Origin of the sequence: Tenacibaculum sp. M341 (assembly GCF_004337695.1) — a bacterium.
GTDB lineage: Bacteria > Bacteroidota > Bacteroidia > Flavobacteriales > Flavobacteriaceae > Polaribacter.
On record NZ_SJXJ01000026.1, the window covers coordinates 26,269 to 52,997 of the forward strand.

The following is a 26,729-nucleotide window of genomic DNA, read 5'->3' on the forward strand; positions in this document are numbered from 1 at the left end:
CTAATATGAAGAAAGTCGCTTTAATTACTGGAATAACAGGTCAGGACGGAGCTTATTTAGCAGAGTTCTTATTAGAAAAAGGATATGAAGTTCACGGAATAAAAAGAAGAGCTTCTAGTTTTAATACACAACGTATAGATCATTTATATCAAGATCCGCATGTAGAAGATAGAACACTTATTTTGCATTATGGAGATATGACTGATGGTACCAATTTAATTAGAATTTTACAAGAGGTGCAACCAGATGAGGTGTATAATTTGGCAGCAATGAGTCATGTACACGTATCTTTTCAAACACCAGAATATACTGCAAATGTTGATGGTTTAGGAACTCTTCGATTATTAGAAGCAATTAGAATTTTAAAGCTTGAGGGAAAAACTAAAATTTATCAAGCCTCTACTTCTGAATTATATGGAAAGGTACAAGAAGTACCTCAAACAGAAACAACACCATTTTATCCAAGAAGTCCATATGGAGTAGCAAAAATGTATGCTTTTTGGATTACTGTAAATTATAGAGAAGCCTATAATATTTTTGCGTGTAACGGAATTTTATTTAATCATGAATCTCCTATTAGAGGAGAAACATTTGTAACTCGAAAAATTACCAGAGCAGTATCTAAAATTGCTTATGGTTTACAAGATAAGTTGTACTTAGGTAATTTAAATGCTCAAAGAGATTGGGGGCATGCGAAAGATTATGTAAGAATGATGTGGATGATTTTACAAGCAGATCAACCTGAAGATTGGGTAATTGCAACTGGTAAAACTACCACGGTAAGAGACTTTGTAAAAATGGCTTTTAATGAAATTGGAGTTACATTAGAGTTTACAGGATCGGGTAAACAAGAGATAGGAAAGGTAAAATCTATTACTAATACTAAGTTCAATTTAGAAGTAGGTAAAACTGTGGTTTGTATTGATCCGCATTATTACAGACCTACTGAAGTAGATTTGTTAATAGGAGATGCTTCTAAAGCTAAAAATAAGTTGGGTTGGACACCAGAGTATACGCTTGAACAGATGATACAAGAGATGATGAATAGCGATTTAAAATTAATGGAAAGAGAGACATATTTACAAAAAGGAGGTCATGATATTTTAAATAGTTATGAATAAATCATCTAAAATATATGTTGCAGGTCATAGAGGTTTAGTAGGGAGTGCTATTGTAAAAAATTTACAACAAAAAGGATTTACCAATATTATTACTAAGACACATAGTGAACTTGATTTAACGAATCAAGAAGCAACTAAGGTGTTTTTTGAAGAAACAAATCCTGATTATGTTTTTTTAGCGGCTGCTAAAGTAGGTGGTATTGTAGCAAATAATACATACAGAGCCGATTTTATATATAGTAACTTAATGATTCAGAATAATGTAATTCATCAAAGTTACTTAAGTGGTGTTAAAAAACTATTGTTTTTAGGTAGTACTTGTATTTATCCTAAAAATGCAGCTCAACCGTTAAAAGAAAATTCATTATTAACAAATGAATTAGAGTATACTAATGAGCCGTATGCTATTGCTAAAATAGCAGGAATAAAAATGTGTGAAAGTTACAATTTACAATACGAAACGAATTTTATTTCTGTAATGCCGACTAATTTGTATGGTCCTAATGATAATTTCGATTTAGAAAAATCTCACGTTTTACCAGCTTTAATCAGAAAAATTCATTTAGCGAAGTTATTAGAAGAAGGAAAAGAAGCTGCCGTTATTAAAGATTTAGAAGTTGAAAATTTTGAAGAAGCTCAAGCAATTTTATCAAAGTTTGGAGTTTCATCAAAAGGTGTAGAAGTATGGGGATCAGGAAAACCAATGCGAGAGTTTTTATGGAGCGAAGATATGGCGGATGCCTGTGTTCATATTATGGAAAAAATCGACTTTAAAGATGTTATAGAAGGTGTTAAAGAAATTAAAAACACTCATATAAATATTGGTACAGGTAAAGATATTTCTATTAAAAATTTAGCAGAGCTTATAAAAAAAGAAGTAGGGTTTAAAGGGGCGTTTATTTTTAATACAGATAAGCCAGATGGTACTTTGAGAAAAGTAACAGATGTATCTAAATTGCATAGTTTAAATTGGAAAAATAAAGTTGACTTAGAAGAAGGAATTAGCAGAATGTATCAATGGTATTTGAAAAAATAATTGATGAATTTTGTTTTAAATAAAAAATATTATGTTTTGTTTGAACAAGGAATTATGAGCTTGATGAATTTTGGTTTAATATTCTTGTTATCAAAACTAATAACCCCAATTTTATTTAAGAATTTTTTCTTAGAATATTCTGTAATAATTATTTTAACCTTAATCACCTCTACATTTTCTAATCAACCATTACAAATATTTTTAAGTAAGAAAGATAACAACATCGATTATATTAAAAAGGTAATTGGTATCAATATAAGTCTGCTGTTTTTTCTTATGTTTTTTGTGTTTTTTGCAGGAAAAATCTATTATGATTTTTTACTAGATGACATATTTCCAATTTTTGTACTTAGCCTTGTAATCTCCATATATGATCTTATAAGAAGGTTTAGCTTTGTTTACTTTCAAAACAACTTTTTAATTAATGTATTTTCAACATTTTCTGTAGTTTGCTGCTTTTTAGTTCTTTTAATTATAAACTATTATTATGGAGTTATTAGTAGTGTTGGGGAAATTTTTTGGTTTTTAATTTCAGCACATTTAATAGGAATAGTTTTTTTCTTACTTTTTAAAAGTAAGGAACTAAAAAAACTATTTGCAGAAGATAGGAGTAAAGCTACAACTAGTATTTTTAAAATAGTTGAAAAACACAAAAGTTATTCATTATGGCTTGTATTTGGAATTATATTTTTTTGGAATTATACTCAAGGAATATACTTTATAGCAGAAAAATATGTTCAGGTTGATGATTTTAATGTAGTAAGAGTTTCTCAAAATTTGGTAGGAGTTTTATCTGTTTTCTTCGTGACATTTGAAAATGTAATGTTAACAAAAACAGCTTTAATTTTTGATGGAACTAAATTTTTAGAAATAAAGAAGTTTGTAAAAAAAATAATCAAACAGAACGTATTAAAACTAATAGGATTGGTGTTAGTTTCAGGTTTAATTGTTGGTGTTATTTACAAGTTTTATTATGGTAATAATGAATCTTATTTAAGTAGAATGTACTACTTACTTTACTTTTTTATATACCAATTCATTTTTGGGGTATCAAGAATTTTTGTAGTAGCTGTAAAAGCTATGAATCAAACAAAGTTTATTTTTTACAGTCATTTAATAACATCTATTTTTACAACAATATTAGGAGTGTTGTTTTTAAAAGAATTTAATAATGGAAACACATTAGCAATGATAATTCTTACTTCAATTCTTACATTTTCAGTCGTTGTATTTATTTTTTATAATAAGTTTTTAAATAAAAAATTAAGTTTAAATGGAGAAAGCTAAAAAGGTTTTAATAATAAATGCTTACTCATTTCGTAATAGGGGAGATTCAGGCATTATTGTAGCAATGATTGATAGCATTAGAAAAGCTTACAGTAATGTTGAAATATCTGTAATGTCTCAATTTCATGAACAAAACAGAGAGTATTACAAAACGTTTAATGTTAAGTCTGTTCCTCCAGTTTGGGATATAATCAACGAAAAAAGCTTTATAAAAAAGTATATAACTGGATTCAAAAAGAGGTTATTTTATAAAAGTCAATCTACAGAAGAAATAGACAAAGCCGACTTAGTTTTATCTGCTGGTGGAGGGTATTTATATTCTTCTAGAATAGGACCTATGGGGGTTGGATTTTTAAATGTTTTGTATCATTTATGGATATCTAAAAAGAGAGGAAAAAAAGTAATTTTATTTCCTCAGAGTGTAGGTCCATTAAACTATTCTTTGGATAAGTTTTTACTAAAAAAGGTATTTAATAAGTTAGATTACTTTTTTAGTAGAGAACATATTACTACGGAACTGTTAGAGGATTTAAACCTAAAGTTAAAAGTAGAAGAAGTACCTGATATTGCTTTTTCATTAAACCCTGAACCATCCAAAGAAATTGATGAGAAGTTAGATTCATCTAATTCTTTATCTATAGGAATTACAGTATTAGATTGGAGGTTTGCTCATAAAGGAAGTACTACTGACGATACAGATAATTATCTTTCTAAAATAGCAAATGCAATTAGTTCTTTCAGAAAAGATCATAAAGAGAAAGTAAAAGTCTATATATTTCCTCAGGTAACAGTAAACACAAATGATGGTGATGTAGCGGTATCAGAAGAGCTTAAAAATAAAATATCAGAAAACGTAGAGGTATTTTATTTAGATAAAATAAACGACCCTAAAAAGTTGATTTATTTATATTCTAAAATGGATCTTTTTATAGGAAGTAGAATGCATTCTGCAATATTTGCTTTAGCAGGTAATGTACCTACAATTGCGTTGGCATATCAATATAAAACAAAAGGAACTTTTAATCTGATAAATTTAAAAGATTACGTATTGGATATTAGAACTTTTAATGAGCAAGATTTAGCAGAAAAGATAAACTATTTACTAAGCGCTAATACCGAGGCTAAAAATATAATAAAGAACGAGGTTGCTGTTATTAAGTCTAACATTCATCAATCAATACATAGCATACTTCAATAACAATTCATTTGGCTAAAAAAAACAAAAAATATTGGTTCATTATTGCCTATTTAATTGTCGAAATTATTTTAAAGGTAGTACTATCATATACAGATATTAATGGTTTTGCTGTAGCGCCTTATATGAGGTTAGGAATTATATTTTTTACAGTAGTTTATTTTTTAGTTGATGTTTTAAATATAAAGTTTGATTTAACAACAAGAGTTGATAAAGTTTCTTCAAATAGCTTGTTTGTTTATGGTTGGTTTGTTTTTTCTGTGTTTTCTATAATTATAGGAATTATTAATAGAAATCCAACCTTATATGTTATAACAGACTTTATTTACCTCTTCTTAGGAGCATTATTGTATTACATTACAGAAATAGATACGAATTATAAAAGTCATCTTTTTTCTATAAAATCAATGTCTAACATGACATTGTTAATGGCAGTTATTTGTATTATTTCAGGAGTAAATCCGCCTGCTATTTTATTAATAATCATAGTCATTATTATTTATCTTAATTTATTACGAAAAAGAATTTTACAAGCATTAATTCTATTGGTACCCTATATGATTTTAGTAGTTGTTACCAATAGAACGCAATTGATAGTTTTTCTTTTAATGATTTTGATTTTATTTTTAAAAAGAACAAGAAAACATCTTTCATTAAAAACGGTAGTTCTAAGTGGTGCAAGTCTTATTTTTTTAGTGTTTTTGTTGAAGAATCAATTACTAGATTTTGTGCTTCTGTTTATTGATAAAAACAGTAATTTAGGTTTTCGTATCTATCAAGTTTCAGTAATTTTTAATGAAGGAATAGATTTTAATAATCCATTTTTTGTGTCAATTTCTCAAAGAATTGTCGAGTGTCAGGTTGTTATCAGTCAATGGACAAGTAGCATTGGTAGCTTTATTTTTGGCTTGGGTTCAGGAGCAACAATTGATGGAAGTGTTTTTTATAGTGATAAATCGGTTTTAAGTTCAGCATTATTAGGTTCAGATAAAATTCATAACATACATTTGCTTCCATTTGCAATGATATTTAGATACGGATTAATAGGGCTTTTGCTATTTTTGGTACTAATAAAAATCGTATATAAATCATTTGTTTGTGTGTTGAATGAGACCAAAAACATGGTCATTATTTTTTGGAATTTATTTGTGATTTTTTGGTTCTTTTTCTCTATCCCTGCGGCTTCTTTTTTATGGAGTATGCCTTTGTTTTGGATCAGCTTATCAATAATTAAAAACAATACTAATGAAGAAAAAAGTGTATAATATTATCATTGCTATTCTTGCTATATTTCCTATTTTACCTTTTAAAATTAAGGGATTAAGTGTTGTTTTATTTTTAATTCTTTCTCTAATTAGTTTAAGAAAAAGAGACTTAAAAATGAAAGGGATATTTTTTTTAAATGCTTGTTTGTTTGTCATGTATGCATTAAGTATATCATATTCAGAAAATATAAGTGATGCATTTAAAATTTTAGAAACAAAACTATCATTATTAATTTTTCCTTTGAGTTTTGTTTTATTATCTGCTAACTCAAATGCTGTTTCTTCAGTATTAAAATTTGAAGAACCTTTAAAAAAATTATTTCTTCTGTCTTCTTTTGTTTTATGTGTTATAATTTTCATTGTTTCATTACAGTACGGAAATTATTACGAGCAAAAGATTGCCTTACAGCCATTTTTAGATAATTTAAATACAGGGTTTTATTGGTTAGTTGATCATCCTATTTACTTATCAATTTATATATCAATAGCGCTTTTAATTCTAATTCATCTTTATACAAATGCAAATAGAAATACTAAAATAGCATTACTAATAATAGGTCTTTTTAAACTCTTTATATTACTCTTATTATCAAGGAAAGGTGTAATAATTGCGTTTTCATTATCAGCAAGTGTATATGTTTTTTTAAAACAAAGAAAAAAGACAAACATTATACTGATAATAACTACGATTCTTTTAGTATCAATACCTATGGTAAATAAGTTTATGCCTGATACAACTAAAAGATTCCAAGAAATGTTTGATAGTAAAAGTTATAAAAAAGAAGTAGATCCTCATTCTTCAACAAGTATTAGATATGCTATTTATACATGCGCATTAGAGAAAATTTCAGATTCTTGGCTAGTTGGATATGGATTGGGTGATGTTAAGTCCGAATTAGATTCCTGTTATGGAAACATTTCAAGTCATTTACTAGAGATTAATTACAATTCACATAATCAATATTTAGATGTGTTATTAACTGTTGGTTTAATAGGCTTCATTCTTTTCTTAATATCATTATTTATCAATTTAAGAATATGCTTTACTAATAAAGATTATTTCGCTTTTTGTTTAATTTTGATGTTTATGATCTTTATGATCACTGAAAATATTTTAGACAGACAAAATGGAGTTATTTTATTTGCTTTTTTTATCAATTTTTTCTTTTTCAAAAACATAAATGAAAGTAGATTAAAACCAACACAAGAAAGCAATTTAAGTAAACGATATAATTAATAATGAAAAGGATATTAATAATAGGACCTTTTCCAGATCCTATATCTGGTGTATCATTAGCAAATAAAGTTGTTAAAAATGTACTTGACACATCTAATGAGTATAAAACAACAATTGTGAATACATCTTATCCTTACTTTGATGAGCATGTAGGTAAATTTTCGATAAAAAAACTCCTGTTTTTTCTAAAAACGAATAGTAGTTTTTTTAAAATTTTTAATGCAGATATAGTTTACATAACACCTGGGCAAACTTTTTTTGGAATAGTAAAATATTCAGTATTCATTCTCTTATCAAAACTTTTAAGAAAGGAGCTTATCATACATGTTCATGGTAATTATCTAGGATATTGTTATTCGCAATTAAAAGGAATAAAAAGAAAAATGTTTTATGCCTTGGTATCCCAGTTTTCTAAAGGAATAGTACTTTCAAAGTTGTTGAGAAACAACTTAACACCTTTTTTAGATGAGGATAAAATTTATGAATTGCCTAATTTTGCTGAAGATTATCTTTTAAAAGATGAAAACAATAAATTACTTACCAATAATGATAAATTACAAATTGTTTTTTTAAGTAATTTAATGCTCGAAAAAGGGATATTAGTTTTATTAGACGCTTTAAAATATCTTGAAGATCAGAATATTCGTTACGAAGCAAGAATAGCAGGTAATATTGATACTACTATTGAAAAAGAAATTCTTGATAACATAAAGAATTTAAAAAACACTAGTTATATAGGAGTTGTTAAGGGAAATGAAAAGAAGGATTTATTAAGTTGGAGTAACACATTTATTTTACCAACTTATTATAAGATGGAAGGACAACCAATTTCAATTTTAGAAGCATTGGCAACTGAAAATTTAATTATTACAACAGCACATGCTGGTATTTTAGACATTATTACTAACAAAGAACACGGTTTTTTAGTTGAAAAAAGAAATGTTGAGAGTTTACAGGTTGTATTAACAGAGTTGTCTAATAATTTAACATTAGTACATTCTATAAGAAGAAAAAATAAAGAGTATTTTAAAAATAACTTTACAATTAATCAGTTTAAAAGTAGAATCATAAAAATATTAAATGCCTAACTATCAAAATTTATCTGAATTTAAACTCCCCAAAAATTTTAGAGGTAGAAATGCATTTGTAGTACAACTATGGTGGTTAGTACAAACATTGTTTTTTAACACATCTCCACAAGTATTTTATGGATGGAGGCGCTTTTTATTACGTCTTTTTGGAGCCAAAATTGGAAAAAAAGTAATTATAAGACCTTCAGTAAAAACTACCTATCCATGGAAAGTTTCTATTGGTGATTATTCTTGGATTGGAGACGATGTTGTGTTGTATAGTTTAGGTGAAATAGAAATAGGTAACAATGTGGTTGTATCTCAAAAGAGTTATTTATGTACAGGATCTCATGATTATTTAACCAAAAGCTTTCCTATTTTTGCTAAGAAGATAACTATTGAAGATGAATGTTGGATAGCAACCGATGTATTTGTAGCACCAGGAATCACCATTAAAAATGGTACCGTGGTAGGATCTAGAAGTAGTGTTTACAAAGATTTACCAGCTAATAAAGTATGTGTAGGAAACCCTGCAAAAGTAATAAGAGATAGAAAAGTTGAAAAGTAAAAATATATTAGTAATATCTCCGTTTTTTTTTCCCGAACCAATATCTACAGGAAAATTTAATACTAATTTAGTGAATTCCTTAAAAGATAAAGGACACAGAGTTACTGTACTTTGTTTTCATCCTTTTTATCCTGAATGGAAAACAAAAGTTAGCAATGATACTCTTGATGGAGTAACAATAATTAGAGGAGGTAAAAGTATTTTTTATCCTAAAATAGCAATTTTAAGAAGGATTGTTTTAGAGTTAAGTTTTCTTTTTTTTGTTCTTAGAAAAATAGCAAAGCATCAAAAAAACAAGGATATAATATTACCTGTTTTTCCTCCTAGTTTTGCCTTTTTTGGAATTTTATTTTTTTTGAATAAAAAGATCAGAAAAGTAGGGATGGTTCATGATTTACAAGAAATTTATTCTTCTAATAAAAAGGGAATTTTAAATAAAATCATTAGTTTTTTCATTAACAAAATTGAAAATAAATGTTATTCGAGTTGCGATAAGCTTATTTTTTTATCTGAAGAAATGAAAGAGCAGGCAAGAAGTTTATACGATTTAGAAAAAACAACCATAGAAGTACAATACCCTTTTATAACAATAACAGATAAGATTTCTAATGATTTAGGAAATGTTTTAAATCCTGAAAATATAAATATTGTTTATTCAGGAGCTTTAGGAGAAAAACAAAATCCAGAAGAGTTATATGATTTCTTTAAGTATGCATTAGATACAATAGATATTGATAATATTTTTTTTCATATTTTTTCACAAGGAGCTGATTTTCAAAAATTAAAAGAAAAAAATAGTAATAGAAAAATTAAGTTTCATAATTTAGTTAAAAAGGAAAATCTTGAAGAACTTTATAAAAGAAGTGATATTCAAATAATTCCACAATTACCTAATACATCCAAAGGTTCTTTACCATCTAAATTACCAAACTTATTAATTTCAGGATGCAAAATATTGGTAATAACAGATAAAAATAGCGAGATAGAAAAGCTTTTTAAAAATAATAATTTGGAAAAGGCAATACATTCGTGGAATCAAGATACAATATTAGCATCTTTAAAAAGTTTGATAACTTTGAAGACAGATAAAAATCATCAATCTACCATAGCCAAGAAGTTGTTTACAATAGACCAGATGGTAGAAAAGATTATTAATTGTACACTCAATTGAAAAAAAGATATTCAACATACATCCCCTATCTATTGTTGATAATAGATTTGTTTTTAATTAATTTATCTTTAATTATTCTTAAAGATAAAGAGTATTTAATTACTGAGTTTTTAGTGTATATTAATTTATTTTGGATAGTTTCTTCTTTAATAACAAGTTTTTACAAAATTTACCGACATCATAACTATTTTAAAATTTTATCATTACTAGTTGGACAATTACTACTTTTTATGTTGGGTTTTTTTACTTTTTTTAGTTTGTTTAGGGAAGGAGATGTAGTACATAATCAAACAAAAGTCTTAGTAACAATCATTGTAACAATTAGTATTACTCATATTATATTCTTTTACCTATTAAAAAAATACAGAAGCTATGGAAAAAACTATAGGAAGGTAGTTGTTTTAGGGTTTGATGAATCTACAGTTGAACTTACAGACATGTTTAAAAACGATAAAGAATTAGGATATCAGTTTTTAGGTTTTTTCTCAGATAAAAAAAACGATACAGCTAATTTTTTAGGATCGTTAAAACAATATGAAAATTATGTTTTAAATAATAATGTTGATGAAATTTATTGCTCTTTAACAGAATTAAAAAACAAACAAATAAAAAAGATAAAAAAGTTTGCCATTCGTCATAAGAGAAAGGTAAAATTAATTCCTAATGCTAACGAATTATACAATAAGAATACAGTAACAGAGTTTTATGGAGATTCTTTAGTGGTTTTAAACGTAAAACAACTCCCTTTTGAACTTATTGAAAACCGAATTATAAAGAGAATATTTGATGTGTTCTTTTCTATACTAGTATGTGTTTTTATAATTTCTTGGTTGTATCCTATTTTATGGATTTTAATAAAATTAGAATCTAAAGGACCAGTTATTTTTAAGCAAGAGAGAGAAGGATTTAATGGAAAAAAGTTTGTTTGTTATAAGTTTAGATCGATGCGAATAAATGCAGAAGCTAACCAAGTTCATACAACTAAAAATGATCAAAGAATAACTAAAACAGGAGCGTTTATAAGGAAAACAAGTATTGATGAAATTCCTCAGTTTTTTAATGTTTTATTTGGGAGTATGAGTGTTGTTGGACCTCGACCTCATTTAGAAAGTTTAGCTTTAGAATATCAAAAAGATGTTGATAATTATTTAGAAAGATATGCAGTAAAACCTGGTATTACAGGGTTAGCGCAGATTAGTGGTTATAGAGGTGAAATTAGAAAAAAATCAGATATTAAAAACAGGGTACGATTAGACATATTCTATATCGAAAATTGGTCTTTTTTATTAGATATAAAAATAATTATAAACACAATACTTAACGTTTTTAAGGGAGATGAAAATGCTTACTAATGAAAGCTAAAATAAAATTATCAGCCACAATTGTTCTATATAATCAAGATAAGAAAGAGCTTAAAAAAGCAATTAATTCTTTTTTAAATATCAAATTGATTAAACATTTATTTATTGTTGATAATTCATCTTTTCCTAATATTGATGTTTCAGAGTTTCAAACAAATGAGATAAGTTATATTTCTACAAGAAAGAACTTAGGTTTTTCTAAAGCAAATAACCATACTATTAATAGAATAAAAGGTTTTTCTGATTATCATCTTGTTTTAAATCCTGATGTTTTTTTTGAAGAGAATATTGTTGAAGAACTTATAAAAAGATTAAGAGAAGAAGAGGATGTTTCTTTAATAACTCCTAAAGTTGTATTTCCAAATGGAGACAATCAATACAATATCCGTAAATATCCGTCAGCTTTTGATTTAATTATTAGAAAGCTTCATGTTTTTAAAGGTAGAATTCATAAACAAGAATATAGAGATAGAGATTTATCAAAACCATTATATCCAGAAGCCATTCATGGGTGTTTTATGTTGTTTAAAACCGAAGACTTTGTGAGTTTAGGAGGGTTTGACGAACGTTACTTTTTATACATGGAAGACATTGATATTTGCAGAAAAATAGATGCCATTGGTAAAAAGAAGTTGTATTACCCTAATGTAGCAGTAACTCATGTGTTAAAACAAGGATCCTCAAAGAGTTTTAAGCTATTATTATATCATTTAAGCTCCGCAATTAAGTACTTTTTAAAGTGGAGAAGGTACAATTAACAATTATCATTTATCAGTGATCAATGTTTTCATACAGCTTTCCAAGTAAAATAAATGATAATTGATCACGGACAACTGATCACTGAAATATCAGATATATCCTAATTGAATAGCTTTTTTTACCAAGCCAGCATTTGTTTTTACCTGTAGTTTTAAAAAGATATTTTTCTTATGAGTTTCAACAGTATGTCTACTTAAAAATAACTTAGCAGCAATTTCTTCAACAGTATGTTCTTCAGTAATTAAAATAATAATTTCACGCTCTCTTTTAGTAACAATATTTTTTGAAAAAGCAAAAGTAGAGGCATCTGAAATATCATCATAAAAATAAGAAGTTTCATTATAAACAATACTTTTAATAGCTTCAATTACTATAGATATATCAGTATCTTTCAGTAAATAACCATCATAAAACTTATGTTCATAATGTAAAGGTTGAAACATACTAATAACAAGAGTTTTTAATGAAAGATTCAATTTTTTTACCTGTTTAATAAATTCGATACCATTTACATCAGGCATAGAAATATCAGTTATAATTAAATCTACATTCGTTGATTTCTTTATAAATGTAAGAGCTTCTTTAGGATTGGTAAAAGTAGCAACCACCTCTACAAAAGAGTAAATTGTTAAGGAGGCTTTTAAACCATTTAAAAACAATAAATGATCATCAACTAAAACAATATTAATTTTATCCATGATCTTTAGGTATTTTTATCAATATACTAGTCCCTCTTTGTAAAACACTATCTACTTCAAACGTCCCATGAAGTGTTTTAACCCTTTCTTTAATATTTTGTAAACCAATTCCATTAGCAGTATTAGTTGTATCAAACCCAGTTCCATTATCTTCAACAATCAATGTAATATCTTCAGAAATAGTAATAGAAAGCTCCACAGAACTAGCTTTAGCATACTTATATATGTTGTTTATTAATTCTTGAATAGTTCTGTATAAAAACACCTTTTGATCGGTAGTTATTTTTTGAATAGCTGTTTCAGGAAAAAGAGAGATTTCTATTGAAAAATGATTTTTATAACGTTGTTGTAACGTTTGTAACAAATGTGTTAATGGTTGCTGAATACTAAAATTTGAGCTTAAACTATGTGATAATAAGCGAACTTCTTTAGAAATATCAGTGATATTTTGAAGTAATTCGTTTGTTGCTTCCGTTGATTGTAATGAAGTTACAAAATGTTTAACACCAGAAAGCTGTCCTCCAATACCATCATGTAGTTCCATAGCAATTCTATTTTTCTCTTTCTCTTCACCAGCAACATAACCTTCAATATGTTTTAACTTCTGATCTTGCTCCAATTGTGCTTTTTCTTGTAAGAATAATTGCTGTTCTTGTTTTTGAATTATTTTTTGCGATTTAATTCGGTTTCTATAAATAAAAACGAGCAATAATAAAATAGAACCAATTAAACCACTAATACCGTAGATTAACTTTTTTTGTTTCGCTTCAAGTACTTTTTCTTTTTCTAAAAAAGCAATTTGATCATTTTTTTTAGCAAAATCATATTCAGTTTGTAATTTTTCAAAAGTTCTGTTTTTATCAATCGTAAATAAGCTGTCTTGTAATTCAATGTACTTTTCTTGATATTCAAAACCCTCTTCAAATTGCTTGTTATGCCATAAAGCTCCTGATAATAACCAATATAAGTGAGCTTTTTGACGATTGTCAACATATTTTCCGTAATCATTAATAGCTATTAAGTATTTTTTTACAGCTTCAGTATAATTTTCTTGATGTTCATAGTATATTGCTTTAGACGCATTTATAAAATGTAATCCCTTATAATCATGCAAGTGTAGAGCTATTTGTTCTGCTTTATCTAAGTGTTGAAAAGCTTCTTTAAATTGTTTTTGAACAACTAATATATCAGCGAGGTTACTATGTACAATTCTTTTTAAATAATTGTTTTTTGAATCTTTTAAGTAAAACAGCGATTTTTTATAGTAATAAATACTACTATCCTTATTCTTTAAAAGATGAATTCCCCCAATATTATTATGTATAGAAGCAATAATATCAGAATTATCAGTATCAATTTTTTTTAGAAGAGAGTGTAATAATGTAAAAGCTTTTTTCTCATTTTTTGTACTCTTAAATAAGATGGCTTTATTTATTTGAAACTTATAGAAGTTGTCAGTATAGTTTTTGTTTTTTAATGTTTTTAAACCTGTCTCTATTAATTCTAAACATTTATCGTAGTTATTTTTTCTTCGATTTATTTTAGAAAGTAATAAAATGCTTAAAGATTTTAAAGAAACATCATTTATCTCAAGTTTCAAACATTTATTAATTGTTTCTTCAGCTTCTTTAATTTTATCTTTTTTGTATTGAATTGAAGCTAAATTATAGTAAGCTATAGGTAATAGGCTACTTTCTTTTTGTTTTTCTGATAAAAACACTGCTTGTTTAGCATATTTATGAGCTTTAGTAAAGTTTTCATTTTTAAGTACTTCGAAGTTTTTTAAAGCTTCTAAAATTCTTGTTTTTTCTTGAGAAAAAAGAACAGAGCACCAACAAACAAAAACAACTAAATAGCATTTTTTTAATATCAATTTTTTAAGATTTAGGTTATTATAATAACAAAAATACCATAAATATGGTATTTCTTTGTGTTTATAATAACAGCAAATTTGTAATATACAATGAGAACGAAAAAAATTATTTTAACAACTGTGCTCTTATATGGCTTACATGTTAAAGCACAAGAACAAAAAGACTGGGTTTGTGGAGATCCAGTAGTAGGGGAAGTTAATAATGTTCATTTTAGAAATTGTGATAAAGATATTCTAATTACAACAACAAAGAATGAAGGAGAAAAAGAAACAGTTATAGGGGGAGTTATAGAAACTACTAAGAGAATAATAATTAAACCTGAGCCAGGAGGAAGAGTAAAGATTATTGCAGGAATAAAGCATGTTCATACCAAAAAAGAAGACCACAGCCATAGAGGAATTGCACATAGAGGAACCAAAATAGGTAGTAATAGTGGAGGGCAAAGTGCAGAAAGAATATTGTTGATTGAAAGAATGGATGACTCTTTCGAATTATTTCCAAATCCAGTTAAAGATCAATTAAACATAAGTATTGAAGAAGAGATTCTTTACTACAAAATAACAGACAGTTTCGGATTCATTTATTTAGAGGGAGAAAATAATTATAACAAGATTATAAAAACAGATCTGCTAACAAAAGGAGTCTATAATTTAACAATTCAAACAAAAACTAAAATAAAAACAAAAACATTTTATAAAAACTAAAAATAAATCAATTATGAAAAAAGTAATTTTAACAGCTGTCATACTAATAAACTCAATGGATTTCTTTGGTCAAAACACCTTTCCTCTAAACGGAAACGTAGGTATTGGAACTTCAAATCCGCAAGAAAAGTTACAAATTGGAAATACTGGTTTTACTTTTCATGACGGCGGACATAAAGTACTAACTTTTAACCCTAATACTACTAATCAAGGGGCAATAAGATATGACGTAACTAATAAGAGATTTACTTTTGAAACAGTTGTGAATGGAGCCTTAGTTCCTCATTTTCATATTAATAATAATAAAAATGTAATAGTGAATGGTAAATTAGGAATAGGAACAGGTAATCCTTTTAGTAAACTAGATATTTTATCTAATGATTTTTTAATTACACGATTTAAAAGACAAGGATCAGGTGGTGGAATAGGTAGTGAATATGTAAATGGTAATGGAAAATCTTGGAGAGTTGCAGTAGGAGGAAATAATACTTTTAGTATTTACAAAGGGACTGATTCTTTTGGTAATGGTTTTATTATTAATGAAGAAGGAAATATAGGTATAGGAACAGTAAACCCTGATAGTAAACTAACTGTAAAAGGACAAATACACTGTGAAGAAATATTAGTAGATTTAGAAGTACCAGCAGATTACGTATTTCAAAAGTACTATACGGGTAACTCTACTTTAAAAGAAGATTATAAAATGCCAACTTTAGAAGAGGTTGAGGCATTTACAAAAGAAAATCATCATTTACCAAATGTACCATCAGCTAAAAAAATGCAAGAAGAAGGAGTAGAGTTAAAGGAAATGACCAATTTATTACTTCAAAAAATAGAAGAGCTTACCTTATATACAATAGAACAAGAAAAACGTATAAAATTGTTAGAAGAGGAATTGAAATCTAAAAAGTAATTAGCTTTTAATTCATAATAAACCACACCTTTTGTGTGTGGTTTACTTAAAAAGTATTATTAAGAAATACTAAATCAACCAAATAAATTTAAAAAAAAATATGAATGTATTAGAAAAAAAATTACTGATACTAGTCTTTTTTACAGCTAGTTTATTCAGTTATGCTCAGTTTATTTTTCCTAATTCAACTGTTACATCTGTTCGTAAAGGAACTACTTTTTCAAAAGTAGTATCAATACAAGGAGGAAATGCTGAATATATATGGCAAATATCAGGAGGTAATGGTTTTGAACTAGATATAAATAGAGTAAGTGGTAGATTATTACCAAATCAAACAACAAGTATAATTGTATCAGATTTTAATAATTACAATACTAGTTTTACAAAAGATTATACATTAAATTTTATTTTTACAGATGTAAAAACGAATAACGTATTCTTTAGATCTTTTTATATTTCAGTTTATTATTTTGTAGGATGCGAAGATAATTTAACAATAATTACTGATGTTAGTTCTGGTACAACTGATAATAAATCTACAAGAGTTAGTATTATAGCCAAAAACACTATTGATAATGGAGGGAATGCTAAATATGATGCGGGTGAAAGAATACGTTTAATACCTGGATTTAAAGTTGAAAGAGGAGGTAAATTAAAAGGATTTATAGAAGGATGTTCAACTTCATCAAATAGAGAAATATTAGTTTCAGAAGCCAAATTACCAGTTGAAGAAACAATACAAATGAAAGAAATTTCAAAGGTTAATAACGAAGCTATTTTACCTTATCCAAACCCATTCAACAACCAAATAAAAATTAATACAGAAAAAGAAATAGTAAGTTGGTCTATCTACAACTTATCGAATAGAAAAATTAAAACAGGTAATGAAAAAGAAATAAACACAAGCGATATATTAAAAGGTATTTACACATTGCATATTGCACTTAAATCAGGGGAGGTTGTAAAGAAAAAGATCATTAAAAATTAATGAGATATTTTTGAGGGGATTACATTCTTAATTAAATAGTAGTATTTTTTAATATTGATTTAAAACCACAACAAATTTTTTGTTGTGGTTTTTATAGTTTTGAATGTTTATAGTTTTGTTTTTTAGTATGTTATTTGTGATTTAAGTGTTAGGGATAACATAGTTAAAGAAACTAAAACAACATATAAAATTGATTGCTAATTGAAATTATCTTCTTTAAAAAGCGTAATTTTGGTAAAAACAGATTCAGAACAAATGACAACAACTAGACCTAACGGAAGTTTATATACAAGAATAGAGAATAAAGTAGCAATTGTAGAATTTGGTCATCCAGCAAGTAATTCATTCCCAAGTGAGTTATTGGGTCGATTAGAGAAAGAACTTTATAAACTTTCTGATAATGATGAAGTGGCTGTTATTCTTTTAAAATCTGAAGGAGAAAGAGCTTTTTGTGCTGGTGCTTCTTTTGATGAACTTATAGCTATAGATAATTTAGAAGATGGAAAAGCATTTTTCTCTGGTTTTGCAAATGTTATCAATGCTATGCGTAAATGTAACAAACTAATTGTTGGTAGCGTACAAGGTAAAACTGTTGGTGGAGGAGTAGGATTAGTTGCAGCTTGTGATTATGCTTTAGCAACAGAAGCAGCTTCTATAAAATTATCAGAATTAACTATTGGTATTGGACCTTTTGTAATAGCACCTGCTGTAGAAAGAAAAATAGGAGTAGCTGGTTTAGCTGATTTAACTATAGATGCTAAAAGTTGGAAGAATGCGTATTGGGGAAAAGAAAAAGGTTTATACGCTCGTGTATTTGAAACCATTTCTGAATTAGAAAAAGAGGTGGAAATTCTTACTGAAAATTTAGCAACATACAATCCAGAAGCATTGTTAGAAATGAAAAAGGCACTTTGGAAAGGTACAGAGCACTGGGATACTTTATTAATTGAAAGAGCTGAAACTTCAGGAAAATTAGTGCTTTCTGAATTCACTAAAAATGCATTGGCAAAATTTAAAAAGTGATAGAACTAGTTCGTACCAATTCTCAGAATAATGATTTCATAGCATTAGTTAAAAAGTTAGATTCCTTTCTAGCAATTACTGATGGTGATGATCATGATTTTTATAACCAGTTTAATGGGCTAGAAGCTATAAAATATGTAGTAGTAGCGTATAATAATAATGAAGCTGTTGGTTGTGGTGCTATTAAAAAGTTTAATGATACTACCATGGAGGTTAAAAGAATGTTTACTGATGAAAAGGCTAGGGGTAAAGGAGTAGCATCTAAAATATTGTTAGAGTTAGAAAAGTGGACTTCTGAATTAGATTTTAAAAAATGTATTTTAGAAACGGGCATAAGACAAGTAGAAGCAATTGGTTTATATAAAAAGAATAATTATAAAATTATTGAAAATTACGGTCAGTATGCTGGTATAGAAGAAAGTGTTTGTTTTGGGAAAAAAATAAAATAAAGATGTTTTTGTATCAAGAAGTAAGAAAAGATTATGTGTATAATACAGCATATGAACTAGGTAAATGGACAGCACAAAACAAAGTTTTAGCATTCATATTATTAATTTTACTACTTAGTTTGTTGGTATTCATAATATCAAAAATGATCAAATCTTTAAGATCTAATTAGTAGAATTCGTACTTTTGGCAAAAAATAAAACGAAATATCATGGGAGGAGATTTTTTATTTCTTGCTTTAGCCTTAGGTGTAGCAGTTGTATATTTTTTTAATAAGTACAGAAATAACAAAAAATTTAAGAGATAGTGAGTAATATTAGAATAACAAAACTGTTTAGTTTTGAAACTGGTCATGCTTTACATGGGTACGATGGGAAGTGTAAAAATATACACGGACACAGTTATCAATTATCGGTTACAGTAATTGGTAAGCCTATTAGTGATTCTAATGACCCTAAATATGGGATGGTGATTGATTTTGGAGATCTTAAAAAAATTGTTAAAGATGAGGTAGTAGATGTATTAGATCATGCAACTCTTTTTAATAAGAATACACCTCATTTAGAGTTAGCTAAAGAATTACAAAGCAGAGGTATGAAGGTTATTTTAACCGATTATCAACCTACAAGTGAGATGATGGTGATTGATTTTGCTGAAAAAATTAAAAAGAGATTGCCAAAAGAAATGCAATTACATTCGTTGAGACTTCAAGAAACAAATACTTGTTTTGCAGAATGGTTTGCTAGTGACAATTAAAATAAAAAGAAAGAATATGAAATTATTAAGATCAATTATTTTAGTATTCACTTTTGCGGCTTTTGTAAGCTGTGGTAGTGATGATAATGAAGTACCTGTTTTTCCATTAAGTGCAGAAAACATTGCTGCTAATTATAAAATGACAAATTTAGAAGTTGTTGAAGAGCAGTACACAATAGTACAATCAACAGATGTTTTAGTTTCTAAAGCAACTACAACTGCTGATACATACCAAGTAGATTTAATTTTATTAGCCAATAGAACTTTTACTATGGAAGGTGAGTACAGATCTACGTATACTGAAACAATTACTGGTAATGCACCTACTACAGAAGTTGAAATAGAAACTGTTGATGGCGGTGGTAACTATACTATTGATGTTGTAAATAAAGAGCTTACGCTTACTTTTGCAGATCTTTCAACTTTCCAAGGAAGATATAAAATTGATTCTTTCACTGAAAATACATTAGTACTATCTAGAAAAGAAGAAGTTATTATTGGTAGTGAGAAAACAACAATAGATGTAAAAATTAGCTTCGACAGAAACTAATAAATTTATAAAAAAGCTGGCTAATAGCCAGCTTTTTTATTTTCCATTAAAAGTATTCATTGTGTTAGATAAACCTGCGGTAATAAAAGAGGTGATAGCATTTACACTTGTTGGTATTCGTTCTATCAATTCGCTTTCTTCCTCATTACTCCATTTACCTAAAACAAAATCTACTTGTCGTCCTTTATTATAATTAGCACCTACACCAAACCTAAATCTCGGATATGAACTAGTATTCAGTTTATCCTGAATATCTTTCAATCCATTATGTCCTCCAGCACTTCCTTTTCCTTTGATGCGTATTTTACCAAAATCAATATTTAAATCATCAGTAATTATAAGTGTATTTTCTATTAAAATATTTTCTTTTTTCATCCAGTATAAAACAGCTTTACCACTTAAGTTCATATAGGTGTTTGGTTTTAAAACAAACACTGTTTTACCTTTTACTTTAAGTTTTGCAAGGTCTCCTAGTTTTTCTGTAGAAAAAGATTCCTCATTTTCTTTAACAAAAGCATCTACTACTTTAAAACCAATATTGTGTCTAGTATTGTCATACTTTTCACCAATATTACCTAATCCTACAATTAAAAACTTCTTCATACGATCTTTTATTGTTTCTGTTTTTTTACCAAAAAATTTCTTAAAAAATAAAGACAATTGCATACCTCTTATTTTATAGTTACAAAGCTACAAATAATCCCACGTATCCATAAATTTATATTTAAAAAAGGATTTAACATTGATTATATAGTATTAAACCTATAAAAACTACACTTCAACGATTAAATTAAATGAAAACTAGATTGTTGTAGTATCTTTATAGTGTAAACAAGAAGTAAACGAAATAGGTTTAGGTTGTAGCTCGGGGGGGCTAGCCATAGGCAATTAAAAAAGAAGTCTTTAAAACAGGGCTTCTTTTTTATTTATAAAATAATAAGATTTAATTTATCTGAATAAATATCGCATTACAAGAATAAAAATTCCTACAATACTTGCCAAAGAGGAGGTTATCAAAGCTATTAAAACAGAATCATTTAACTCAAAATTTATAGCTTTAGAAAAACCAGCACCAATAATTATAAGTAAAACAAATGATGTAAACACACTTAAAAAAATAAAAGTTCTGTAAGCATATTTTTTACGCTCTTCTCTATCTTGAATTCTATCAGACACTTCTTGCCTGCTTAAGGCAATATTTGTATCAAGATCATTAGCGGCTAAAGGATGCTTTTCAACTTCCTCTAATAGTTCGTCAAGTTCAGAATTAGGCACTCTTTAAATGATTCCTTAAGTTAACAACAAATTGATCGTAGTATCTTTTGATAAGTTTATTATCAATAGTCATATTCTTCCCATATTCATAAGTTAAACTCCAAGGAGTACCCGCTCTGTGAGTTAGATCAACTAAATCAAGAGGAGTCATATCTTTATATAAATTCCAAGTTAACTTAACAATTTTCTTATCATCTTCATTAGTAAGTGTAGGTTCAGATAAGTTATCCCAATTACCTCCGTCAAGTACTATTGATTTTGAAGTAATAGGTTTTGATTTGTAGTGTTTGAACTCATGATAAATACTAGGTACAACAGGACCATACTTCCAAGCTTCAATCTTATCATCTTTAAATATTGGTCTATTTAAAAGTGATAAAGATAAACCTTGAGCAATATACATCAACTTAACCAACTTCATGTTAGTTAATTCGACAGAGTGTTTGCTGCATAAATTAATAAATTCATTTGCAACTGATCCAGCGGTTCCCATAAAATCTCGTTCTTATTTCTGTAAAAATATATACAATTTTTGTTTTTTCAAAGAAAAATGACTGCAAACTTAGGTTTTTTAATCTTAAAATCAAAGTGTTATTGTTGCTTTTGGTTAAATCTTATTTTTTTTAGTTAAAAATTGAAATACTCTGATTGTTTAATGATTAAAAATGAAAAGAATGGATATTTTTGCGATTTAACTATTGATACCAAGATGATGAACTGGGAACAATTACTCTCTTTAAAAAGGCATGGAGATACCCAAAAAAGAGAGAGGGCTTTACAAGATGAAACTCGTTTAGGGTTTGAAGTAGATTTTGATCGAATTATTTTTTCAGCTGCTTTTAGAAGTTTACAAGATAAAACACAAGTAATTCCGCTATCAAAAACAGATTTTGTACATACTCGTTTAACACATAGTTTAGAAGTTTCAGTTGTAGGAAGAACCTTAGGTAGAAGGGTAGGTAAAGCATTGTTAGAAAAGCATGCTAATTTGAGAGCGCTTGGATATACATTTAATGATTTTGGAGCCATAGTTGCAGCTGCATCAGTCATGCATGATATTGGTAATCCACCATTTGGGCATTCAGGAGAGAAAGCCATAGGTGAGTATTTTAAAACAGGTAGTGGGCTTAAGTATAAAGATCAGTTATCAGAAAAGGAATATCAAGATCTGATTGATTTTGAAGGAAATGCTAATGGTTTTAAAATAATGACAGAAGATAGAGAAGGAATTCCTGGAGGATTAAGACTATCTTATGCAACATTAGGAGCCTTCATCAAATATCCTAAAGAAAGTTTACCAAAGAAACCAACTAGTGATATTTCTGATAAAAAATATGGTTTTTTTCAATCTAATAAAGAAGCTTTTTTAGATATCGCCAATGAATTAGGAATGCTTAGAAAAAATGGAGATGACATTGCTTTTTATCGTCATCCGTTAGCTTATTTAGTAGAAGCTGCTGATGATATCTGTTACACAATTATTGATTTTGAAGATGGAATTAATCTTGGTCTAATAGATGAAAGTTATGCTTTAGAGTATATGTCTAAGCTGGTAACTGGAATAAACAGAGAAAAGTATTACTCTTTAAAACACAAAAAAGACCGAACGGGTTATTTAAGAGCTATAGCTATCAATACTTTAGTAGGAGAAGCTGTTGAAATCTTTTTAGAGAACGAAGAGGCTATTTTACAGGGTGAATTTGATAAGTCTTTACTAGATAAATGTAAGTTTGAAGCACAAATTAACGACATATTAAAAATATGTATTGATAAAATTTACAAAAGTAAAGAGGTGATAGAAAAGGAAGTAGCTGGTTATAAAATTATAGCTGACTTATTAGATGTTTTTGTAACTGCTTTAAACAACAAACATAATGGAGAGTTATCAAATTATGATAAGTTAGTACTTCACTTACTTCCAGAAGAGTATCAATTAGAGAGTAAAGATGCATATAGCAGAATTATGCAAATATGCAGTTATGTTGCGAGCTTATCTGATGGATTTGCGATACGTTTACATAAGAAAATTAAAGGGAATATCATTTAATAAGATGATATAAAGTAAATTATATTGCATTTACCAAACATAAAAATATAGACATAATGACTAAAAGTAGAAAACTAGTTGTAGTACTATCCGGAGCTTTATTAGTTTCGGTTTGTGGTACATTACTGCTGAAGGATAAAGAAAAAAGTAAAGCTGAAGAGTTAAGAGAAAGTCATGCTAAATTTTTAAAAGATCATCCTTATCAGAAAAGATCAAGGTTATCTAAAAAAGAAAGAAAAAAATTAGGAATACCACCAAACGCCTATTTTGAACAAAAATATTTAAGTGAAATAAATCCTGCTACAGGGAAAACTCACAAAGAGAATGTTTATGACTTACAAGAAAAATTAGCAAGTCAAAATGCATCAAGAAGATCTCCAGGAGATGGAACAGATAATGATTGGGAAGAGAGAGGTCCTAATAATGTAGGAGGAAGAACTAGAGCTATCATATTTGATCCTAATGATGCTACTAATGAAACTGTTTTCGCAGGAGGAGTTAGTGGTGGTTTATGGAGAAATACAAATATTTCTAATGCAAACTCTGAGTGGGAATTAATAGGAATTCCTGAAAACATTTCTGTATCGTCTATTGCTGTAGATCCTAATAATAGTAACATTTTTTACGTTGGAACAGGAGAATCTTACACAGGAGGAGATGCTAACGGTAATGGTTTATGGAAATCAATAGATGGAGGAAATAAATGGACAAAAGTATTCGGAGGAATTACAGGACCGTCTTTCTTTCAAGCAAATTCAACAGTTACTGTAAGTTCACCTGTTTCAATTGCTGGAGATTATGGATCTATATTAACAACTTCTTTTGGAGGAGATTTGTCAACTCCTTTAAATGGTGATATAGTGTTAGTAAATGATGGAGATGGAGCAACAGAAGATGGTTGCCAAGCAATCACAAATAATGTTTCAGGTAGTATAGCTGTAATAGATAGAGGTTCTTGTAGCTTTACAGCCAAAGTATTAAATGCTCAAAATGCAGGGGCAATTGGAGTAATAATGGTTAATAATGTTTCAACACCTCCAATTAATATGGCAGGTACAAATACTACAATTACAATACCTGCAGTAATGATTAGTAAATCAGATGGTAATGTTTTAAAAACAGCTCTATCAGGTGGCAGTACAGTAAATGTAACATTAACAGAAGAAGATGTAGATGTAAGTGGTACAATTTTACCTGGAGTACAAAATATCAATGATATTTTAATAAGAAATAATGCAGGAACTTCTGAAGTATATGTAGCTGTAGGACATACATATGAACGTAGAGGAGCATTATTAGGAGGAGATAGTGCAGGAGTATACAAATCGACAGATGGTGTAAATTTTACAAAGTTAAATTTACCTAAAACTACTGGTGGTACTGAATTTGATCCTAATAACATCGAAGTAGCTGCTGATAACTCAGTATTAATAAGTACAAATTCAAACTCTTCATCTCAAGGAGGTGGAACTATTTTACATTCAACTGATGGTGTAACATTTACATCTAGAGCAATAATTACTAATGGATTAAGAACAGAAATAACTTTATCATCAACAAATCCAAATATTGGATACGCATTAGTACAAATTAATGATGATGATAATCCAGTAAAAATATTTAGAACAACTGATCAATTTCAAAATTTAACGGAGGTATCTTTACCAAATGACGTTGATACTGCTATTGATGCGAGCGATTTTACAAGAGGACAATCATCTTATGATCTAGTAATCAAGGTTGATCCTAGTGACGATAATACAGTTTTTACTGGAGGTATAGATTTATTTAGATCAACTGATGGAGGTTCAAATTGGAATCAAATATCTAAGTGGTCTAATAATAATGATTTAGCTTTTCTTAGAGTATCATTAGTTCATGCAGATCAACATGGTATCGCCTTTGCGAATAATGATTCTTCTATAATGCTTTTTTCTAATGATGGTGGAGTTTATTATTCAAGTGACTCAGGAACAGTTATTGGAGGGAGAAAGAGAAATTATAATACACTTCAGTTTTACACGGTAGGTGTTGCACCTACTACAGCTTTTACAGGAGGAGATTATTTCTTAGCAGGAGCTCAAGATAACGGAACACAATTAATTTCGCTAGGCACAGCAGGCATAAATAGTAGTACTAAAGCTGCAGATGGAGATGGAGCATATAGTTTTTTTGATACAGATGGAACTGATAGATATTATATTACAAATTATGTATACAATAGAGATATAGAGTTGTATAATTATGATTCTGATGAACTTATATCTATAAATAGAGAATCTACTAGTAACGGTAACTTTATCAATCCGGAAGAATTAGATTCTAATCTTGATATTTTATATTCAAATTATTCAAATGCTTCAGGATCTATTATTAGAAGATATGCTAATATTTTAGATGCTTCTGCTATTACTAAGACAAATCTTACTAATGCTTTATTAGATGCGGCGCCTTCAGCAATGAAAGTATCTCCTTATACAACAGGTAGTAGTTATTTATTAGCTGGTTTAAGTAATGGTAAGTTGTTAGAAATTAGTAATGCAAATTCAGCAGCTATATCATGGAGAGATATTACAGGAAGTGAGTTTGTTGGATCTATTTCTGATGTAGAATTTGGAAGAAACCAAAATGAAATCTTTGTAACTATGCATAACTACGGGGTTGTAAGTATATGGTATACAGTTGACGGTGGTGATTCTTGGTTAAATAAAGAAGGAAATTTCCCAGATATTCCAGTTAAATCAATTTTACAGAATCCTTTAAATCATAGAGAGGTAATTATTGGTACTGAATTAGGTGTTTGGAAAACAGATGATTTTGGTATTTCTTCTCCTAACTGGGTTCAGTCATTTAACGGAATGAGCAACGTTACTGTAACAGATATGGATTTAAGAGATGATAATACTATTTTCGTTTCTACTTATGGTAGAGGTGTATTCTCTGGAAAATTCACAGTTTCTGCAACAGCTTCTGTAGAAGAAGTTACTAAAGGTGAAGAAGCTTTTACAGTATTCCCTACTGTTTCTAAAGGTGAGTTCACTGTTTTTGCTAAGAGTGAAGTTGGAGATATGAAAATGAGAATCTACAACATTTCTGGAAGCGAAGTGTATACAAGTAATCTTGATTTTGCTAAAGATGAAAATCAGAAAGTATCGGTAAACTTAAGTTCTGGTATTTACTTAGTTCAAATGACTGATTCAAACAATAAGAAGTCTTCAAAGAAGATTGTTATTGAGTAATTATATCAATAGTCTCTATTTTTGATTGACTAGTCCTAAATAACCGTTACAGTTATTTATTGATTAAATATATTAAACATCATCTAAAGCTATAGCTTTAGATGATGTTTTTTTTCGATATGATTTTATTTTCAATTTGTTTTGT

At 28.1% G+C, this 26,729-nt stretch carries 25 protein-coding genes; 20 read left to right on the forward strand and 5 right to left on the reverse strand.

The window, feature by feature from the left end; all coding sequences use genetic code 11:
* Nucleotides 1-5: 5 nt before the first annotated feature.
* From gmd to EYW44_RS19815, 11 genes are all read left to right on the forward strand, one after another.
* Nucleotides 6-1,121, forward strand: coding sequence for a GDP-mannose 4,6-dehydratase (gmd, locus tag EYW44_RS19765; protein WP_132726855.1), 1,116 nt, complete (start codon nt 6-8; stop codon nt 1,119-1,121).
* A complete protein-coding gene (locus EYW44_RS19770; RefSeq protein WP_132726858.1) occupies nt 1,114-2,157 on the forward strand; it encodes a GDP-L-fucose synthase family protein in 1,044 nt (347 codons plus the stop codon). The genes gmd and EYW44_RS19770 overlap by 8 nt, the downstream gene beginning before the upstream one ends.
* A gap of 3 nt (nt 2,158-2,160) precedes the next feature.
* Complete coding sequence (locus EYW44_RS19775) at nt 2,161-3,444, forward strand: hypothetical protein (protein ID WP_132726861.1); 1,284 nt, start codon at nt 2,161-2,163, stop codon at nt 3,442-3,444.
* On the forward strand, nt 3,431-4,642 hold the full coding sequence (locus tag EYW44_RS19780; RefSeq protein ID WP_132726864.1) for a polysaccharide pyruvyl transferase family protein: 1,212 nt from the start codon (nt 3,431-3,433) through the stop codon (nt 4,640-4,642). The genes EYW44_RS19775 and EYW44_RS19780 overlap by 14 nt, the downstream gene beginning before the upstream one ends.
* Nucleotides 4,643-4,650: 8 nt before the next feature.
* A complete protein-coding gene (locus EYW44_RS19785; RefSeq protein ID WP_132726867.1) occupies nt 4,651-5,904 on the forward strand; it encodes a hypothetical protein in 1,254 nt (417 codons plus the stop codon).
* A complete protein-coding gene (locus EYW44_RS19790) occupies nt 5,885-7,141 on the forward strand; it encodes an O-antigen ligase family protein (protein WP_132726870.1) in 1,257 nt (418 codons plus the stop codon). The genes EYW44_RS19785 and EYW44_RS19790 overlap by 20 nt, the downstream gene beginning before the upstream one ends.
* Nucleotides 7,142-7,143: 2 nt before the next feature.
* Complete coding sequence (locus EYW44_RS19795; RefSeq protein WP_132726873.1) at nt 7,144-8,229, forward strand: glycosyltransferase family 4 protein; 1,086 nt, start codon at nt 7,144-7,146, stop codon at nt 8,227-8,229.
* Nucleotides 8,222-8,779, forward strand: coding sequence for a putative colanic acid biosynthesis acetyltransferase (locus EYW44_RS19800; RefSeq protein WP_132726876.1), 558 nt, complete (start codon nt 8,222-8,224; stop codon nt 8,777-8,779). The genes EYW44_RS19795 and EYW44_RS19800 overlap by 8 nt, the downstream gene beginning before the upstream one ends.
* A 70-nt stretch (nt 8,780-8,849) precedes the next feature.
* Complete coding sequence (locus tag EYW44_RS19805) at nt 8,850-9,950, forward strand: glycosyltransferase (protein ID WP_243643704.1); 1,101 nt, start codon at nt 8,850-8,852, stop codon at nt 9,948-9,950.
* Nucleotides 9,951-9,982: 32 nt separating this feature from the next.
* Nucleotides 9,983-11,302 (forward strand): exopolysaccharide biosynthesis polyprenyl glycosylphosphotransferase, encoded by a 1,320-nt coding sequence (locus EYW44_RS19810; RefSeq protein ID WP_243643705.1) that lies wholly within the window; start codon nt 9,983-9,985, stop codon nt 11,300-11,302.
* Entirely contained in the window at nt 11,302-12,069 is a 768-nt protein-coding gene (locus tag EYW44_RS19815; RefSeq protein ID WP_132726885.1) for a glycosyltransferase, read from the forward strand. Before EYW44_RS19810 ends, EYW44_RS19815 begins: the two co-directional genes overlap by 1 nt.
* A 90-nt stretch (nt 12,070-12,159) precedes the next feature.
* Here EYW44_RS19815 and EYW44_RS19820 read toward each other — a convergent pair whose 3' ends face one another.
* Nucleotides 12,160-12,768: a response regulator transcription factor gene (locus EYW44_RS19820; RefSeq protein ID WP_132726888.1), complete on the reverse strand. Its 609-nt coding sequence runs from the start codon at nt 12,766-12,768 to the stop codon at nt 12,160-12,162.
* Nucleotides 12,761-14,641, reverse strand: a complete 1,881-nt coding sequence (locus tag EYW44_RS19825) for an ATP-binding protein (protein ID WP_132726891.1) — start codon at nt 14,639-14,641, stop codon at nt 12,761-12,763. Before EYW44_RS19825 ends, EYW44_RS19820 begins: the two co-directional genes overlap by 8 nt.
* 90 nt (nt 14,642-14,731) lie before the next feature.
* Here EYW44_RS19825 and EYW44_RS19830 point away from each other — a divergent pair, with 90 nt between their 5' ends.
* The 7 genes from EYW44_RS19830 (at nt 14,732) to EYW44_RS19860 (ending at nt 20,023) form a co-directional block, all read left to right on the forward strand.
* Complete coding sequence (locus EYW44_RS19830) at nt 14,732-15,346, forward strand: T9SS type A sorting domain-containing protein (protein ID WP_132726894.1); 615 nt, start codon at nt 14,732-14,734, stop codon at nt 15,344-15,346.
* A gap of 13 nt (nt 15,347-15,359) precedes the next feature.
* On the forward strand, nt 15,360-16,259 hold the full coding sequence (locus EYW44_RS19835) for a hypothetical protein (RefSeq protein ID WP_132726897.1): 900 nt from the start codon (nt 15,360-15,362) through the stop codon (nt 16,257-16,259).
* Nucleotides 16,260-16,359: 100 nt separating this feature from the next.
* On the forward strand, nt 16,360-17,247 hold the full coding sequence (locus tag EYW44_RS19840) for a 3-coathanger stack domain-containing protein (RefSeq protein ID WP_132726901.1): 888 nt from the start codon (nt 16,360-16,362) through the stop codon (nt 17,245-17,247).
* A gap of 255 nt (nt 17,248-17,502) precedes the next feature.
* Nucleotides 17,503-18,270 carry an enoyl-CoA hydratase/isomerase family protein gene (locus EYW44_RS19845; protein WP_132726924.1) on the forward strand — a complete coding sequence of 256 codons (768 nt, stop codon included), beginning with the start codon at nt 17,503-17,505 and terminating at the stop codon, nt 18,268-18,270.
* On the forward strand, nt 18,267-18,719 hold the full coding sequence (locus EYW44_RS19850) for a GNAT family N-acetyltransferase (RefSeq protein ID WP_132726904.1): 453 nt from the start codon (nt 18,267-18,269) through the stop codon (nt 18,717-18,719). The genes EYW44_RS19845 and EYW44_RS19850 overlap by 4 nt, the downstream gene beginning before the upstream one ends.
* Before the next feature lie 304 nt (nt 18,720-19,023).
* Nucleotides 19,024-19,473 (forward strand): 6-pyruvoyl trahydropterin synthase family protein, encoded by a 450-nt coding sequence (locus EYW44_RS19855; RefSeq protein ID WP_132726907.1) that lies wholly within the window; start codon nt 19,024-19,026, stop codon nt 19,471-19,473.
* 16 nt (nt 19,474-19,489) lie between these two features.
* Nucleotides 19,490-20,023, forward strand: a complete 534-nt coding sequence (locus tag EYW44_RS19860; protein WP_132726910.1) for a hypothetical protein — start codon at nt 19,490-19,492, stop codon at nt 20,021-20,023.
* 36 nt (nt 20,024-20,059) lie between these two features.
* Here the strand turns inward: EYW44_RS19860 and pth are convergent, their stop codons facing one another.
* From pth to EYW44_RS19875, 3 genes are all read right to left on the reverse strand, one after another.
* Nucleotides 20,060-20,626, reverse strand: a complete 567-nt coding sequence (gene pth / locus EYW44_RS19865; RefSeq protein WP_132726913.1) for an aminoacyl-tRNA hydrolase — start codon at nt 20,624-20,626, stop codon at nt 20,060-20,062.
* 345 nt (nt 20,627-20,971) lie between these two features.
* Nucleotides 20,972-21,298: a hypothetical protein gene (locus EYW44_RS19870; protein WP_132726916.1), complete on the reverse strand. Its 327-nt coding sequence runs from the start codon at nt 21,296-21,298 to the stop codon at nt 20,972-20,974.
* Entirely contained in the window at nt 21,291-21,791 is a 501-nt protein-coding gene (locus EYW44_RS19875; RefSeq protein WP_132726919.1) for a Panacea domain-containing protein, read from the reverse strand. Before EYW44_RS19875 ends, EYW44_RS19870 begins: the two co-directional genes overlap by 8 nt.
* A 219-nt stretch (nt 21,792-22,010) precedes the next feature.
* On the opposite strand from EYW44_RS19875, the gene dgt reads away from it, so the two are divergent.
* Both dgt and EYW44_RS19885 read left to right on the forward strand, forming a co-directional pair.
* Entirely contained in the window at nt 22,011-23,345 is a 1,335-nt protein-coding gene (gene dgt, locus EYW44_RS19880; protein WP_132726926.1) for a dGTP triphosphohydrolase, read from the forward strand.
* 56 nt (nt 23,346-23,401) lie between these two features.
* A complete protein-coding gene (locus tag EYW44_RS19885) occupies nt 23,402-26,584 on the forward strand; it encodes a PA domain-containing protein (protein WP_132726921.1) in 3,183 nt (1,060 codons plus the stop codon).
* Nucleotides 26,585-26,729: the final 145 nt, after the last annotated feature.

Excerpts from the sequence above, each read along its gene's own strand:
- gmd (WP_132726855.1), top strand. The coding sequence starts at position 6 with ATGAAGAAAGTCGCTTTAATTACTGGAATAACAGGTCAGGACGGAGCT.
- EYW44_RS19770 (WP_132726858.1), top strand. The coding sequence starts at position 1,114 with ATGAATAAATCATCTAAAATATATGTTGCAGGTCATAGAGGTTTAGTA.
- EYW44_RS19775 (WP_132726861.1), top strand. The coding sequence starts at position 2,161 with ATGAATTTTGTTTTAAATAAAAAATATTATGTTTTGTTTGAACAAGGA.
- EYW44_RS19780 (WP_132726864.1), top strand. The coding sequence starts at position 3,431 with ATGGAGAAAGCTAAAAAGGTTTTAATAATAAATGCTTACTCATTTCGT.
- EYW44_RS19790 (WP_132726870.1), top strand. The coding sequence starts at position 5,885 with ATGAAGAAAAAAGTGTATAATATTATCATTGCTATTCTTGCTATATTT.
- EYW44_RS19795 (WP_132726873.1), top strand. The coding sequence starts at position 7,144 with ATGAAAAGGATATTAATAATAGGACCTTTTCCAGATCCTATATCTGGT.
- EYW44_RS19800 (WP_132726876.1), top strand. The coding sequence starts at position 8,222 with ATGCCTAACTATCAAAATTTATCTGAATTTAAACTCCCCAAAAATTTT.
- EYW44_RS19815 (WP_132726885.1), top strand. The coding sequence starts at position 11,302 with ATGAAAGCTAAAATAAAATTATCAGCCACAATTGTTCTATATAATCAA.
- EYW44_RS19820 (WP_132726888.1), bottom strand. The coding sequence starts at position 12,768 with ATGGATAAAATTAATATTGTTTTAGTTGATGATCATTTATTGTTTTTA.
- EYW44_RS19830 (WP_132726894.1), top strand. The coding sequence starts at position 14,732 with ATGAGAACGAAAAAAATTATTTTAACAACTGTGCTCTTATATGGCTTA.
- EYW44_RS19835 (WP_132726897.1), top strand. The coding sequence starts at position 15,360 with ATGAAAAAAGTAATTTTAACAGCTGTCATACTAATAAACTCAATGGAT.
- EYW44_RS19840 (WP_132726901.1), top strand. The coding sequence starts at position 16,360 with ATGAATGTATTAGAAAAAAAATTACTGATACTAGTCTTTTTTACAGCT.
- EYW44_RS19845 (WP_132726924.1), top strand. The coding sequence starts at position 17,503 with ATGACAACAACTAGACCTAACGGAAGTTTATATACAAGAATAGAGAAT.
- EYW44_RS19860 (WP_132726910.1), top strand. The coding sequence starts at position 19,490 with ATGAAATTATTAAGATCAATTATTTTAGTATTCACTTTTGCGGCTTTT.
- pth (WP_132726913.1), bottom strand. The coding sequence starts at position 20,626 with ATGAAGAAGTTTTTAATTGTAGGATTAGGTAATATTGGTGAAAAGTAT.
- EYW44_RS19875 (WP_132726919.1), bottom strand. The coding sequence starts at position 21,791 with ATGGGAACCGCTGGATCAGTTGCAAATGAATTTATTAATTTATGCAGC.
- dgt (WP_132726926.1), top strand. The coding sequence starts at position 22,011 with ATGAACTGGGAACAATTACTCTCTTTAAAAAGGCATGGAGATACCCAA.
- EYW44_RS19885 (WP_132726921.1), top strand. The coding sequence starts at position 23,402 with ATGACTAAAAGTAGAAAACTAGTTGTAGTACTATCCGGAGCTTTATTA.